Origin of the sequence: Streptomyces sp. WAC 06738, from assembly GCF_003945505.1 — a bacterium.
In the GTDB taxonomy this organism is placed as follows: domain Bacteria; phylum Actinomycetota; class Actinomycetes; order Streptomycetales; family Streptomycetaceae; genus Streptomyces.
Window position 1 is genome coordinate 1,855,400 of sequence record NZ_CP029618.1, and the last position, 14,595, is coordinate 1,869,994.

At 68.6% G+C, this 14,595-nt stretch carries 11 protein-coding genes and 2 pseudogenes; 6 read left to right on the forward strand and 7 right to left on the reverse strand.

The features are described from left to right. Positions 1–99 precede the first annotated feature (99 nt). Positions 100–425, forward strand: a pseudogene (locus tag DMB38_RS07780) (transposase family protein); the annotation flags it as partial. Positions 426–830: 405 nt separating this feature from the next. Here DMB38_RS07780 and DMB38_RS07790 read toward each other — a convergent pair. The 3 genes and pseudogenes from DMB38_RS07790 to DMB38_RS36675 all read right to left on the reverse strand — a co-directional run. Beyond that, positions 831–1,361, reverse strand: a complete 531-nt coding sequence (locus DMB38_RS07790) for a hypothetical protein (protein ID WP_125934537.1) — start codon at positions 1,359–1,361, stop codon at positions 831–833. A 421-nt stretch (positions 1,362–1,782) separates the two neighbouring features. Then, positions 1,783–2,112 (reverse strand): hypothetical protein, encoded by a 330-nt coding sequence (locus DMB38_RS07795; RefSeq protein ID WP_125934538.1) that lies wholly within the window; start codon positions 2,110–2,112, stop codon positions 1,783–1,785. A 101-nt stretch (positions 2,113–2,213) separates the two neighbouring features. After that, positions 2,214–2,454: pseudogene (locus DMB38_RS36675) on the reverse strand (hypothetical protein); the annotation flags it as partial. Between the two features lie 655 nt (positions 2,455–3,109). Here DMB38_RS36675 and DMB38_RS07805 point away from each other — a divergent pair. Then, a complete protein-coding gene (locus DMB38_RS07805; protein WP_125934539.1) occupies positions 3,110–3,820 on the forward strand; it encodes a helix-turn-helix domain-containing protein in 711 nt (236 codons plus the stop codon). Here DMB38_RS07805 and DMB38_RS07810 read toward each other — a convergent pair. Further along, positions 3,802–4,380, reverse strand: a complete 579-nt coding sequence (locus DMB38_RS07810; RefSeq protein ID WP_125934540.1) for a dihydrofolate reductase family protein — start codon at positions 4,378–4,380, stop codon at positions 3,802–3,804. The two genes, DMB38_RS07805 and DMB38_RS07810, sit on opposite strands and share 19 nt — an antisense overlap. Positions 4,381–4,663: 283 nt before the next feature. Between DMB38_RS07810 and DMB38_RS07815 the strand changes: the two genes are divergently transcribed. Beyond that, on the forward strand, positions 4,664–4,873 hold the full coding sequence (locus DMB38_RS07815; RefSeq protein WP_206337659.1) for a hypothetical protein: 210 nt from the start codon (positions 4,664–4,666) through the stop codon (positions 4,871–4,873). A 106-nt stretch (positions 4,874–4,979) separates the two neighbouring features. Here the strand turns inward: DMB38_RS07815 and DMB38_RS07820 are convergent, their stop codons facing one another. The 3 genes from DMB38_RS07820 to DMB38_RS07830 all read right to left on the reverse strand — a co-directional run bounded on the left by DMB38_RS07820 (position 4,980) and on the right by DMB38_RS07830 (position 8,120). After that, positions 4,980–5,969: a squalene/phytoene synthase family protein gene (locus DMB38_RS07820; RefSeq protein ID WP_164715937.1), complete on the reverse strand. Its 990-nt coding sequence runs from the start codon at positions 5,967–5,969 to the stop codon at positions 4,980–4,982. 81 nt (positions 5,970–6,050) lie between these two features. Next, positions 6,051–7,184 carry a tryptophan dimethylallyltransferase family protein gene (locus DMB38_RS07825; RefSeq protein WP_164715938.1) on the reverse strand — a complete coding sequence of 378 codons (1,134 nt, stop codon included), beginning with the start codon at positions 7,182–7,184 and terminating at the stop codon, positions 6,051–6,053. 102 nt (positions 7,185–7,286) lie between these two features. Then, entirely contained in the window at positions 7,287–8,120 is an 834-nt protein-coding gene (locus tag DMB38_RS07830; RefSeq protein WP_125934544.1) for a methyltransferase domain-containing protein, read from the reverse strand. Between the two features lie 379 nt (positions 8,121–8,499). Between DMB38_RS07830 and DMB38_RS07835 the strand changes: the two genes are divergently transcribed. The 3 genes from DMB38_RS07835 to DMB38_RS07845 all read left to right on the forward strand — a co-directional run bounded on the left by DMB38_RS07835 (position 8,500) and on the right by DMB38_RS07845 (position 14,524). Then, positions 8,500–9,342, forward strand: coding sequence for a phosphotransferase (locus DMB38_RS07835; protein ID WP_125934545.1), 843 nt, complete (start codon positions 8,500–8,502; stop codon positions 9,340–9,342). 105 nt (positions 9,343–9,447) lie between these two features. Next, on the forward strand, positions 9,448–13,935 hold the full coding sequence (locus DMB38_RS07840) for a DUF6531 domain-containing protein (RefSeq protein ID WP_125934546.1): 4,488 nt from the start codon (positions 9,448–9,450) through the stop codon (positions 13,933–13,935). Between the two features lie 79 nt (positions 13,936–14,014). Further along, entirely contained in the window at positions 14,015–14,524 is a 510-nt protein-coding gene (locus DMB38_RS07845; RefSeq protein WP_125934547.1) for a hypothetical protein, read from the forward strand. Positions 14,525–14,595 lie beyond the last annotated feature (71 nt).

The following is a 14,595-nucleotide window of genomic DNA, read 5'->3' on the forward strand; positions in this document are numbered from 1 at the left end:
GTGACGGTTCGCGGGCGGCGACGAGCGAGGCGCCCCGGGCTGTTGATCGAGATGTCTGACGTCTCAATCATCTTGCTCGGGGGCCTCGTTGGTCATCGATCACTGCCGGGCCGCACCCACGACCTGACCGCCGCCCACACCCACCGGATCATCCGAATCTGCAAGCGCCAGGGCGTTCCCATCGTGGCCGATCGGACCACGGGCATCAAACACAGGCCCCTGCAGGAACTCACCCCCACCCGGAGAACCCGCAACCGGTCCCGGCCGCGGCACGGGCACCCGTCGAACACGGCGTTGCCCGCCTGAAATCATGGCGGATCTTCCGCCGCTCCCGATGCAGCCCCGCCCGCATGACCTCAACCGCCAAGACCCTTCTCACCTCGGAGCTGCAACGCCGAAGAGGCTCACTGACCAGGCAAGGCTAGGAACGATCAGTGCGGCCACGTCGGTGCCGGGGACGGTGACGGTCTGCTCGTCGAGGGCGCTGAAGATCTCCTCGGTCAGCCGAACCACTGTGCCTTCGGCCGCCGTTCTGGAACGTCCGGGGAACTGTGGCCACGGGTTCCTGCGGAACGGCTTGACGCTTTGCTCTCGAGTCTCACCCCGGCTCACCCGCACACCTTCCCGACCATCAGCCAGAGGGTGCGTGCTTGTGCAAGGCCGCACTGGCACGGAACCGAAGTCTTCCGCAACGGTCCCTGTCCTCATCCGTAGCGCCCTCGCCGCGGTAGCAGTGCCGGGCCAGCCAGCTCAGGTCCTGCGGATCAGTGGGCTCTGGAGTTTTCACGGGCCCGACTGTACGTGCCGATCCCGACGAGGGCGCCGATGCATCAGAGAGAAAGCTGCAACAGGATCGTCAGAACGACGGCGAATAGCACGGCGGCGCCCGTACCCGCCATGGCGAACTGGACCGGATGTGCCTCGTACCAGGGCACCATGCCGGGGTAGACCGAGGAGAGTTGGGGCGCGGTCACAGGTGCGTCGGGGCCGTTCCACGGCAGGCCCAGAGACCGGACGAGAAGATCAATGTCCGCAGGTTCGTAGTTGTTTGCGTTGATGCGGATCACGACCGCACCGGCGGCATCGAGTACGAACACCGTGTCAAAGATCAGTCCCCCACGCTGCTGGATAACGTCGGCCCGAACGACTGACGCAGCACGAACGCGCTGCCCGCGCCGTCGGACGAACAAGCCGAGTACGGCAATCTCGTGCGGAGTCACGACGATCCGGTTGGACCTCAAGGATCCCCAGCCAAGGAGCGCCGCAACGGCAGGCACCGCAAGAGCGATCAGTGCGACCGCAGGACCACCCATGGCGAACCCGACGCCAGCGGTGCCGCCACCCAAAATGAACAGCCACACACACAGGAAGATGAGCTGCGTCCGGGAGTGGTTTCTGCGAGCCGGGCGCAGTACGAGGTCGCCGTATCCGTACACCGTTCTCCAATCCGCGACACCGGGGAGTGCACGCCACGCACCCGCACTACCTGGGCCTATTCGTACCGCCGGGTGGCTGGAAGCCTGGTGCAAGCGCCACGGCTATAGCGGCGAGTGCCCGGCAGCGTCCTGATCGAACGTCTTCACTCCCGGCTCAGCAAGAGCGTGATCGAGCAGCTCGCCCAAGTCCAGCCGGTCAAGAGCATCCGGGCGACGATCAGGAGGACGCTCGATGTGGGCATCGCCGCCTACGCCGACAACAGGCGACACGCCGGCGACTGGGCCGCGAAAATCTACAACGGCGCCAGGGAGATGTCGAACGCCGTCGGTACGACGACTGCGCCGGTTATCCAGCAGGCACGAAGCCCTGGGAACGGTCGAGCAGGAAAGGGCTTCCGGGCTCGTCCGGCGTCCAGCCAGCGGCGCGAGCCATGCGGATCGTGGCGGCCACCTCCGCGGGCAGCACCGGCCTGCCGGGGATCTCGAACCAGTTGCTCGGATGCGGTTGGTTGGTGGTCACCACGAGGATGGTGCCTCGTGTCCCGGCCTGCTCAACGGCGTAGATCAACGGACTCCACACCAGCCCCTGACCATAAGTCGGTCGCGCTCGAACCCTCCATCGATAGGGGACGCCGTCGACGGTGATGCGGCGTGAGCCCTTCTTGACCAGCGCCATGGCCTCCTCCTTTCCGCCCGATGGACAGTAACCGCCAGCCCCGGTCCGTGACCGCAGCCTACTGGTGTGGCTACGCCAGACGCAGTGAGTCTCGTTGTTGCGAAGACCTCCCGCGCCCGCTGCCGTGCCGGCTCGAAGATCGGCTCCCCTGCGGCTCTCATAGTCCCGCCAAGTACTCGTCAAGGACCTGCCCACGCAGCTCACGCTCGACAGCCTCGGCGATGAACGCGGAGAACTCCCACTTGCCGACTCGCGCCCGAATCGCCGCTGCGGTCCCTCCGGGCACGACAGGCTCACCCGCATCGCCGAGCCTTCCCCGATGCTGGACGTCGTTTCACCCATACCCCCCGAAAAGCACCACGCTCGATGCCGCCCGCAGGCATCGAGCGGCAGGTATCCCAGCACGGTACGGATGACCGGGGATGACGACAGATGACGAGGGGTCAGCCATCCCTGCACGGGAAAAGGCTAAGGGCCCACCGACCTCGAAGAGCCGGCCCCTCGCTGACCTGCATGTTTGTCAAATCAGCGACGTGGCGCTACATCACCGGCTACACCCTGAAGCGGAACTCCACCACGTTCGCGACCACACCTTCCACGAGGACGCCCTCGAAGATCCGCACCCGCACTTGCCCCGCGTCATGGCCGGCCTCTGAAGGTCCTGACGAACCCGGAGATGAGATCACTCCTCAAAGACCCTGCACACGCCTGGCGCCTCTGTGTTCGACAGCAGGGCGCCGTGCCCCAGGGCGTTCTTCCTGATCGACGGCAAATGTTTTCACGGGCAGTCCGCTATGTGTAATGGACCGTAGTGAAGCATGAGAAACGCCAGGTCAGGCGCAAGAACGCGAGAGGCACAACTGGCCCCGGCGTACAGGCCGACTCGTCCGCCTCTCCCCCTCCGGCCTGCCGGTTTCCTGAGGCCAGGAAGATCCTGCGGGGATTCGCGATCCGTCCGGCGGGGTGCGTCGGCCGCGGCGCGCCTTATCCTTCGCCCGTGGAGCTGCGCTTCGAGACCCGCCGGTCGGATTCGCCCTGGGTCGACACCGTGTGGAGTTGCACGAGCGAGCAGGTCACGGCGATGACGTCCGTCGCCGGGGTGCACTGGGGCCTGGTCTTCTGGAGGCAGGACGGCCGGGCGTACGCGGGCGTCACCGGTCCCGAGACCCGGACTGGGACGGCTCCGGTGCCGGAGGGCGCGGAATTCACCGGCATCGAGTTCGCCCTGGGCACCTCGTTGCGGGCCCTGCCCACGCCCGCGCTGGTCGACGGCGGCGTCGAGCTGCCCGACACCACCCGCCGGACGTTCCGTCTGGACGGCGCACGGTGGGAGACGCCCCGCGCCGACGACGCCGAGGCTCTGGTCGGGCGGCTCGTCCGGGCCGGGATCGTGGTCCGTGACCCGCTCGTCGCGGAGGTGCTGCGGGGGCACCGCCCGGCCGTCTCGGAGCGTACGGTCGAACGCCGGTTCCGCGCCGCGACCGGGCTGACACGGGGGGCCGTCCGGCAGATCGCGCGGGCCCGTACCGCGGCGGAACTGCTGGCCCTCGGCGCGCCGGCCGCTTCCGTCGTCGCCAAGCTCGACTACTTCGACGAGCCGCACCTGGCCCGGGCGCTGCGCTCCTACGTCGGACGCACGGCGCGGCAGTTGCGCGAGGGCGCCGGCGGCGCGATCGCCCTCCATCCGGATCAGCGCCTGACGTCGTAGATCAGCTTCATGATCCCGTTCGAGTAGGTCTCCGACTCCCGCAGCGTCAGCATCTGCTTGTCGCGGTCGGCCCGGCCGAACAGGCTCTTCCCGGCACCGAGCAGCACGGGGAAGACGAGCAGGTTGTACTGGTCGATCAGGCCCGCGTCCGACATCCGCCGGGCCAGCTCCGCGCTCCCGTGGATGAAGATCGCGCCGCCCTCGCCCTCCTTGAGCGCGGCGACGTCCTCGGTCGAGCGCAGGATGGTCGTCGGCCCCCACCCGTCGACGAGGTCGTCGTCGGAGAGCGTGGTCGACACCACGTACTTGGGCAGCTCCTTGTAGGCGGCGTGGTCCTCCGAGCCGGGCCAGACCGGCGCGAACGCCTCGTAGCTGCGGCGGCCGAACATCAGCGCCGTCGTGTCGGCGAGTTCCTCGCCCTTCAGCGACCAGGCTTCCGGGACGAACTCGAGGTCCTTCACCACCCATCCGCCGCTGCGGTGCTCCTCTCCCGGCCCGCCCCCGGGCGAGTCCACGACGCCGTCGAGGGATATGAAGGCTGTGTAGACCAGGTCGCGCATGGTGCTGTCTCCTCGTGATCAGGCGAGTACCGGGCCAGGCTAGATCGCGGCCGCGGCGGCGGTCTTGGACGAAAACGACAGCACGTTGAGCCCTCGGGGCACCGCTCACGGTTGTACGCCGGGGGCGTGGATGGGGCATTCGGTGCAGTCGAGCCGCGGGTGCGCTCGGTGGATCGAGTGGGGTTGACGGGGATCCGCCATGCCTGCGCGATCAGCGGGGACAGGGAGAGTGATCACATCACTCCGGGGAGCCGTGTCTCCCCTGTGACTCTTGGAGGACGCCATGCGTCGTCTCACTCTGTCCCTGGCCACCGCGGCACTGGCTCTCGGTGCCCTGCTCGGCGCGAGCACCGCCGCCGCGGCCCAGGAGCCTCCCATCCCCGCCGGACTGTGCGTGGACGGCGGCGGCAAGGTCGTCCACGACGGCACCACCCCGCCGATCGGCTACAAGTGCGAGGGCGGGAGGTTCGACGGGTTCCCGGTGGTCCTCTGACCCGTGAGGCCGTAGGGAGATGAGGTCTGCTGCTGCCCGGGGCGCGCCCCGGGCAGCGGCGGCTCACCGTACGGGTGTGGGGGAACGGCCTCGTGAACGTGGGCTGTTACGTGGGGACAGCGGCTGAGCCACGGGCGTGCCTGCGGTGGTCCCTGCGTGCCCTGAGATAGGAAACCCCGGTACCGGCGCGGGCGCGGGCCGTGCCGAGAAGCCAGCCTCGCGGACGGTTCCGAAAGACGTCGTAATCAGAGCGGATGAGCTGCTGGAGGCTGAGGCGTCCGAGGGCCAGGTACTGACGGGGCAACTCGCGCGACGAGGGGTGGACGTGACGCCACCACGCATCGGCTGTCTCGAAGTACTGCCCCACTCGGACCGTTTCGAATTGGACGAGTTCGCGCAAGGACGGTGTCATGACGCCACGTGAGACGATCTGTTCAAACCCGGCGCGATCCAGTCCGAACCGCTCGAGGTCTTCCGTCGGGAGATAGACGCGCCCCAGTTCGAGGTCTTCGCGGAGATCGGCGAGGAAGTCCAGGAGGTACACGCCGTATCCGAGCGAGGACGCGATGCGCTGGGCGTCGTCGTGACGTGTCTCCAAGAGTGCGTTCATCCATCCTGCGTGCACGCCGCTGATTCCGCTCATGTACCCGTTCAGGTCGGCGTAGGTGGCGTAGGACGTGACATGGAGGTCACCGCGCATCGTGTGGAGGAACTCGCGCACGCTCTCGAGTTCGATGCCGTAGGTGTCGATGACGTGCCGGAACGCTCGGGAGATCAGTCGTCCCTGCCGCCCGTCGAGAGAGTGCGCACCGTCCGTGTCCGGCTCGTAGGAGCCGTCGAAGAACGCCGCCGTCCAGGCATCGAACGCGGCCTCCCGCTCGCTGATCGGTGTCGCCTCGTCGTCCAGGAGTTCGTCGGCGTACCCGCAGAAGGCGAGAATGGCGTCGTAGTACGGCCGGATCGCCGGGTACAGCAGTGCCCGCGCCGCCGGATACGCTGCCGAGTTGTTCCTGGACAGGAATTTTCCGCAGCATGTATAGGCTTCGACGAGTGCTCCCGTGCGCACCCCGGCAGCTACGAGTTCACGAGTTCGCACGCGTTCTCCCAGATGAGGTATCGGCCGTTTCGCTTGCGATTGACGATCGGATGAGCCCAAACTTCGGGTGTGGTGCAGCCGTCAGGTCTCATCGAGGTCGGGGAACAGCTCGGTGATCTCCCGCCGGGTGATCAGACTCTTGCCGTAGAACATGGGCGAGAGGTAGACCGTGATCGGTGATCCACTGCGGCCGGTGCGCATGGAGGCGAAACTGTGAATTCCCCAGCTCTCGTCGAGCGGCTTTCGAGCCACTTGCGCGAGCAGCGCCTGGTAGTCCTGGTCGGGGATTTCATGGGTCGCGAGCGCACGCCTGACGCGGTCGCAGGCGACCTGGTCGTTGGGGACGTAGTGCCAGAGCGGAACGTACGCCGTGGCCGATTCAGGTCGCTGCCCGCCCCGCGCCGTGAAGGTGAAGTTGGTGATCACCGGTTGCGCCCCGGTGTACCGGGTGAGTTCGGTGGCGAACTCTTCCACCGAGCCCGCGCGGTGCTCCGGGAAGGCTGCCAGCTTGCTGTCCCACAGGGCAGGGGTGATGTGGCGATGCAGGAAGTAGACCTTGACCCGCGCGTCGGGTGCGTCCGAGAGATCCAGACTGATGTACACGACGGGGTCGAGGTCGCTGCCGCGGTCGGCGAAGGCGCGAAGGGGCTCCCACACCCGGCCGAACCCCAGCCTCTCAAGTGCGGCCCGTACGCGGTCATCCGGTGTCATCGCGGGCGAAGCGTTTGCATTGAGGTAGACCTTGAATGCCGGCGCCGACTTTTCGGAAAGGCCCACGGCGTGGGCCATGGCCCACCCGTGGGCGTCCTGCTCGGGGAGGAACAGGTCCCGGATCACGTCGAGTTTGCGGGTGGAGATGCCGGCGTGGTCGACGAGGCGGCGGGTGAGGCGGGATGCGGTGTCTTGCGCGTCGGCCGTGGTGGCGCGAGAAGGCTGCGCTTCGACGCAGACCCGCACTTCGGTGCCGGTGCGACCGAACGCGGCGGAGAATTCCACCGGTGACGTGTCGGTGGTGATGAAAGATCCCCAGATCGGTTCCGTTCCGATGGGCTGATCGCCCCAGGACGCGAGCATGTTACGCACCGTCGCCGCTCCCGACTCGGCGTCGAGCCCCGTAGCGGCCAGGAGCCGCTTCAGCGTGGGGATCGTGTACTCGGTGAATGTGGTCTCGGGACGCAGCCGGGCGTCAGGAATCCGTGAACTCCTGGCATCCATTCGCATGTTCACCTTCCGCTTTCTGTCGACATTACCCGGGTCCCCAGCCGGGCCCGGCGGGTCCGGCCCGGCGATGGCATGCCTCTCCGCCATGGGCTGCTGTCAAAGCCCCTTGCGTTCCGCGGTGAGCAGCACGTACCCGAAGATCTCGGCGGCATCGGCTTCTTTCAGGCACTCCATGAGGTGCGTGAAGGCCGCCTCCCCCAGCACGTGGGCGAACTCCGGCGATCGCGCGCGCAGGGTCTCGGTCAGGTAGCCGATCGAGCGCCAGGCGTGGTCGGAGAGGTCGAGAGTTTCGAGAGTTCGGAGGCCGGCCGCGGTGAGGAGATCTTCGTATCCCGTCAGAGTCGGAGGGGAGTGCATACGAAACGCCGTACACATGGTGTCCATCAGGGCGCTGCTTGCCTCTGGGTCGGCGCCGCGGTGGTATCCGTCCGCGATCACCAGCCGGCCGTCGGGAGCAAGCACACGGCCGATCTCGCAGAACACCCTTCCGCGGTCCGGCATGTGGCTCATCGACTCGATCGCCCACACCGCGTCGAAGGATCCGTCGGCATACGGCAGCGCCATGGCGTCCGCGCTCTCGAAGCGCACTCGGTGCGCCAGCCCCTCACGTCGGCTGCGCTCGTTGGCGCGGTCGACTTCGCGCGCGCTGACGGAGACGCCGACCACCTCCACGCCGCAGACGTGGGCGAGGCGCAGCGCGGGCGCACCGGTACCGCAGCCGATATCGAGCACCCGCTGCCCGGCGCGCACCCGGGTGCGCTTGATCACCTGATCCGTCATACACGAGGTGGCCGCGGCGAGTGACCCGTCCCCGGAGGCGTCCCAGTACCCGAAATGCAGATGGCTGCCGTACGCCTCGGCGAGAATCCCTGTGAGCGAATCGAAGAATTTATCGTCCGATTCTTCCGTGCGCGCGGGACGTTGGGCCATCCGGCTCTCCTCAAGAGAAGAAGTAAGTGCACCGTCATTACGACAGATTCGAAGTCGGCTTCGATTTCCTCTTTCGGCAGGGGAGACCGGTGAACGTCTCACCGGCGCCGGCGACACTCTCCCCTGAAGGTATTCACTCGAATATCACGCGTGACACATGGAAGCGGAGTCACTTGGTTCCCTTGCGCGCCCGGGGCGCACGACGGAGGTGCCACCAGGTGTGGCATCGCCTCCGGACCACTTGATCGAGGGGTTTGGCTCGATGCCGTGCCGGGTGCCGGCCTCGCTCCCGGCCTGCGGCCGGCGCCACCGGAGCCGCCGTGCTCGACTACTCTCGGCCTGGGGTGTGCGGGGAGCGTGGACATGAGGGGAGGGCGGTGTGGAGCCGTGGGAGCTCGGGCGCGCGGTCGACGCGGCCCAGGCGACCGCTGCGGAACTGGGCCTTCGGGCCGACGACGCGGTCACCATCCACAACTCGGACCGTGTCGTACTGCGCCTGCTCCCGTGCGATGTGCTGGTTCGGGTGGCGCCTTCGGAGCACCTGGCTGATTCCCGCTTCGAAGTAGAGGTTGCCCGCCGTCTCGCCGACGTCGACGCGCCGCTGGCCGAGCTGGAGCCTCGGGCCGAGCCGCGCGTCTACGTGCACGGCGCTTTCGCGGTCTCGCTCTGGCGCTACTACGAACCCGTGGGTGCGGAGATCTCACCGGCCGATTACGCGGACGCGCTCGTACGGCACCATGCCGCCCTGCGCCGGATCGACCTGGACGCACCGCACTTCACCGACCGGGTCGCCGGGGCGCTGCGAGAGGTGAACGACACGGAGCGTTCCCCCGAACTGCCCGACGCCGACCGGGAATTCCTCAGCGGCACACTCAGCGGACTGAGCGCCGCGATCAGCGCCGGGAGTTCCGGAGACCAGCTCCTGCACGGCGAACCGCACCCGGGCAACCTCCTCAACACCAGGAGGGGCCCGCTTTTCGTGGACCTCGCCACGTGCTGCCGCGGACCGGTCGAGTTCGACCTCGCCCACGCGCCGGAAGACGTGGGAATGCACTACGCGGGAGCCGATCCCGCCCTGATCCACCGATGCCGAGCCCTGGGCTGGGCGATCTTCTCCGCCTGGCGCTGGCGCCAAGAAGACCAGATGCCCGACCGGGCCCACTGGCGGACGGAAGGTCTCCGACGGGTTCGCACCGCACTCGAGCCCCGCGGGCCCGGCTGAACGCGGAACGGCCGTACCACAGCCGCCGACGCGCAGCGAAGGAACCGCCCCAACCCGTGTGATCGTCAATGACTACGGTGACCGAGTGGCAAGGGGGGAGCCGGCGTGGGGAATCGTCCGACGGACTGGCACGTACTCGATCTCGATGACGACCCGACGCCGGGTGATCCGGAGCGGGTGAAGCAGTTGGCGCGTGAGCTGCATGATTTCGCCGATGACGTGGCGGATGCGTTGCGGCAGATCAAGGGGATGGCCGGTGAGGACGCGCTGCTGCGGTGGGCGGGGAAGACGGCGAAGGCGTTCCAGGACGAGTTCGAGGAAGTCCCGAAGAATCTCAAGAAGCTTCAGCGGTCGTACGACTTGGCGGGTGATGCCCTGGCGGCGTACTGGCCGAAGCTGGAGCGGGCGCAGTCGCTGGCGGACAAGGCGCTGGCGAAGGGCCGTGAGGCGCAGAGTGATCTGACCGCCGCGAACGGGCGGCTGGATTCGGCGAATTCGTGGGTGGATCGGGCGACGAAGAAGACGGAGGAGTACGACGGGAAGGAGGGCAAGGAGAAGCCCGACGAGTCCGAGGTACGCGCCGCGACCCGCAACGCCACCGACGCCAAGTCCGCCCGCGCCTCCGCCCAGACGGCCGTCGACAACGCCCAAGGCGGCCTCGAAGCCGCCAAGAAGATGGCCGCCGACGCGAAGAAGATGCGTGAGGACGCCGCCTCCGAGGCGAAGGACAAGCTCGAAGAGGCGTCGGATGCCGGTATTCAGAACCGGAAGTGGTGGGAGAAGGCGGTCGACTGGGTCAAGGACAACTGGGACACCATCGTCAACGTCTGCAAGGTCATCGTCGCCGTCCTCGGCATCGTCGTCCTCATCATCGGCGGACCCCTCGCCTGGGTCGTCCTCGCCGCCGCCCTCGTGGTCCTGGCCGACACCCTCTACAAGTACATGAACGGCGAAGCCTCCCTCTGGGACGTCGCCTTCGCCGCCCTCGACTGCATCCCCGGCATGAAGGGCCTCACCACCCTCGGCGGGCTGGCCAAGATGGCCAAGGGCGGCATGAAGGCCATGGCGGGCCTGAGGGCCATGAAGGCCGGCGTCCTGGGCCTGGCCAAGCGTGGCCGCACCATGCTCGGCGACGCCGCCCAGGGCGCACGCAACCGGCTCAGGAACGTCGTCAACAAGCTCACCGACCCCGTCGACCTGGCGACCGGCGAGATGTACCTCGCGCAGACCGATGTCGAACTCCCCGGCCTGCTCCCCCTCACCTTCAGCCGCCGGCTGGGCTCGTCCTACCGGTGTGGCCTGTGGTTCGGTCCCACCTGGACGTCCACCGTCGACCAGCGGCTGGAGATCGACGAGGACGGCATCGTCTTCATCACCGAAGACGGACGCCTGCTCGCCTACCCCCACCCCCACGGCACCGACGAGGTGCTGCCCGAGTCGGGTCCGCGCTGGACCCTGGCCCGCCTGGAGACCGGTGGCTACACGATCACCGACCCGCTCACCGGCCACATCCGGCACTTCCACGCCCCCGTCTCCGACGACGTGGCTCTGCTGCACCGGATATCGGACCGCAACGGTCACATGGTCACCTTCGCCTACGACGCCGACGGCGTCCCCACCGACATCCGCCACTCATCCGGCTACCACCTCCGCCTGACGGCCGAGGGCGACCGGGTCACCGCCCTCCATCTCGCGAACGCCGCCGGCGACGGCTCGGACGTGGAGGTCAAGCGCTTCGGCTACGACGCCGCCGGCAACCTCACCGAGGACTGCAACTCCTCGGGCCTGCCGCTGACCTTCGCCTACGACGACCGCCTGCGCGTCACCTCGTGGACCGACCGCAACGACCGCTCCTACTCCTACACCTACGACGAGCACGACCGCTGCACCGCCGAGGGCGGCGAGGCGGGCCACGTGGCTCTCACCCTCACCTACGGGGGAGAGGACCCCGCCTGGCCCGCGTGCACGGTCACCGCCCTCACCACCGCCGACGGCGCCACCACCCGCTTCGTCGTCAACGACAACAGTCAGGTCGTCGCCGAGATCGACGCCCTCGGCCACGTGTCGCGCACCGAGTACGACCGGCACCACAACCTGCTCTCCGAGACGAACGCCCTGGGCCACACGACCCGGTACGAGAACAACTCCCTCGGACAGCCGACCGCGATCACCCACCCGGACGGCTCGGTCGTCCGCTACGAGTACGACGAGTCAGCCTGCCACACCGCCACGCTCATGCCGGACGGAACGGCATGGCGGTGGGAGTACGACGCCCGGGGCAACCTCGTCTCCCAGACCGACCCCTCCGGGGCCACGACCCGTCTGACGCGCGACGACGGCGGCCGGCTCACCGGGCGGATCGACGCCCTCGGCCACACCACCCGCGTCCGCTGCGTCCCCGCCGGCATGCCCGAAGAAGTCGCCGACCCCCTCGGCGCGGTGATGCGCTTCCGCTACGACGCCTTCGGACGGACGAGTCACGTCACCGACCCCACGGGGGTGAACGAGTCGCTGACCTGGTCGGTCGAGGGGCACCTCGTGCGCCGTACCCGCGCCGGCGGGCCGGCCGAGACGTGGACGTACGACCCGGAGGGGAACTGCCTCACCCAGGTGGGCGCGGACGGGGCAACCACCCGTTTCGAGTACACCCACTTCGACATGCTCTCCGCCCGCGTCGAACCGGACGGCACGCGGCACGAGTTCACGTACGACGCGGGACTGCGGCTGACGGAGGTGCGCAACCCCCAGGGGCAGAGCTGGCATTACCGTTTCGACCCCGCGGGCCGGATGGTGGCGGAGGAGGACTTCGACGGCCGCACCCTCACCAGCACCTTCGACGCGGCCGGACAGCTCGTCGCCCGTACGAACGCCGCCGGCGAGACCGTCACCTTCGGCTACGATCCCGCGGGCCGCATCGCGCACAAGACGGTGGGCGAGCTGACCACCGTCTACGCCTACGACTCCGCCGGCCGCCTGCGCTCCGCCGCCAACCCGCAGAGCAGCCTGGTCTACCTGCGCGACGCGATGGGGCGCATCGTGGCCGAGACCGTGGACGGCCGCACCACCACCTACGAGCACGACCTCCTCGGGCAGCGCACGCGGCGGACCACTCCCACCGGCCTGACCACCCACTACGCGTACGACGCCGCCGGCCGCGGCACATCGGTGACCACCAACGGCCACACCACCGACCTCGTCTTCGACGCCGCCGGCCGGGAGACCGAGCGCCACCTCGGCGCCCTGACGGTGAACTCCGCCTGGGACTCCGCCGGGCGCCTCGCCCGCCAGTCGGTCACCGCGGGCCCCGAGCGCCGTATCGCTCAGCAGCGCTCCTACGCCTACGCCCCGGACGGCAACCTGGCCGGGCTCGACGACCGCCTCAACGGGGACCACCGCTTCGGACTCGACGCCGTCGGCCGGGTGACGAGCGTCACCGCCCCCGGTTGGGCGGAGTCCTACGCCTACGACTCCCTCGGCAACCTCACCCACGGCACGTGGCCCACGGGCAACGGCCACGACGCGGCCCTCGGCGAACGGACCTACACCGCCACCACCCTCACCGCCGCAGGCACCTACCGCTTCCGGCACGACGCCGCCGGACGCCTGGTCACGCGCACCCGCAAGCGGCTGTCCAAGTCCCCCGAGACCTGGCACTTCGCGTACGACGCGGAAGACCGTCTCACCGGCGCCCGCACCCCCGACGGCGTCCGGTGGGCCTACCGCTACGACCCGCTCGGCCGCCGCACCGCCAAGCAGAAGTTCACCGCCGACGGCCGGGGCGTCGCCGAGGAGACCGTCTTCACCTGGGACGGCCCCGTCCTCATCGAGCAGACCAGCACCGGCGGCCCGTTCCCGCAGCCGGTCACCCTCACGTGGAACCACCAGGGGCTCGTCCCGATCACCCAGACCGAGCGCATCACGGACGCCACCACCCAGGACGAGATCGACGCCCGCTTCTTCGCCATCGTCACGGACCTCGTCGGCACACCCCGCGAACTCCTCACCCCCGAGGGCGACATCGCCTGGCGCACGCACACCACGCTCTGGGGCACCCTCTCCTGGCCGTCCGGCTCCACCGCGCACACCCCGCTGCGCTTCCCCGGCCAGTACGCCGACCCCGAGACCAGCCTGCACTACAACCTCTTCCGCTACTACGACCCCGCCAACGCCCGGTACACGACCCCCGACCCGCTCGGCCTCGCGCCCGCTCCGAACCCGGTCGCGTACGTCCACAACCCACACACCTGGACCGACCCCTACGGGCTCGCCCCGTACATCCATGCCTCCGTGGCCAGCAGCGACTGGGGGAACAAGGGCGCACACGTCCACATCGGGAGCCGGGAGGTCCGGGTGTTCCCCGACGGCGCCGGCGGGGTCGGCGGCGAGCCGATCAGGCTGTCGAACGGAAACGTGGCGTCTCCGCGTGACGTGGAGCGGGTCCTGGAGGAGATCCGGGTCAATCCGAAAATGCGCGAGGACCTCATCGCCAAGGCGTCGTCCGCGCGCGCGTCCATGAATGCGGGTGAGTACGGTACGAAGGTGAACCGGGCCCTCGAAATTCACTTCCTGATCAAGGCGCTGGAGAAGATGTGACGGCGACGGACCTCGACCTGTACAGCCGGGTCGTGCGGCACGAGACCCTCGGGGGGCGACCGCGGACTCCACGCCCGAGGTGTGGGAACGCGCGCTTCCCGGCGATCACCTGGAGGACAGGCGCAAGAAGTTCATGCGCTGGGACTACGGCCTCGTCGAGGTCTTCTTCGCCCGGGTGGACCGGCAGTGGAGCGGTTCCGGCTTCACGATCCAGGTGCACCGGCTCGCCGAGGCGGGCGGGGGGCCGGTCCCGGCGTGCCTGCGGGACGCGTACGGCGATTTCCGCAGCAGCGTGCCCCTCGGGGAGCTGACCGATTCCCTGGCGGCGGCGGGCCTGTCCCTCACCGAGGTGGAGAGCTATTCCGACAGGGAATTCAGCCAGTTCACGTCACCCAGCGGGCGCGTCGCGGTGTACGTCCTCACCGATCCGCGGCCCGATGCGGACTACCGCATCCCCCGCGGGGGATCTGGTCGATCACGGTGGCGCCCGCGGAGGCGTGAGCGGTCCGCCGGCGGCGAATGCCGACAAGTCGACCTGATCAGAAGTCATTGGTCTACACCTTGTCTTGGTGCAGACCAAGGTGATTGACTGCGCCCCGTCAAGCTCCAACGCCGGCGTTCGCGCCGGTGACCCCCCACCAGGAGAGTGATGAGGTGCTG

Bases quoted from the DNA above. Each gene is read 5' to 3' on its own strand.
- DMB38_RS07795 (WP_125934538.1), bottom strand. From the start codon at position 2,112: ATGGCGCTGGTCAAGAAGGGCTCACGCCGCATCACCGTCGACGGCGTC.
- DMB38_RS07810 (WP_125934540.1), bottom strand. From the start codon at position 4,380: ATGCGCGACCTGGTCTACACAGCCTTCATATCCCTCGACGGCGTCGTG.
- DMB38_RS07815 (WP_206337659.1), top strand. From the start codon at position 4,664: ATGCGTCGTCTCACTCTGTCCCTGGCCACCGCGGCACTGGCTCTCGGT.
- DMB38_RS07825 (WP_164715938.1), bottom strand. From the start codon at position 7,184: ATGGATGCCAGGAGTTCACGGATTCCTGACGCCCGGCTGCGTCCCGAG.
- DMB38_RS07830 (WP_125934544.1), bottom strand. From the start codon at position 8,120: ATGGCCCAACGTCCCGCGCGCACGGAAGAATCGGACGATAAATTCTTC.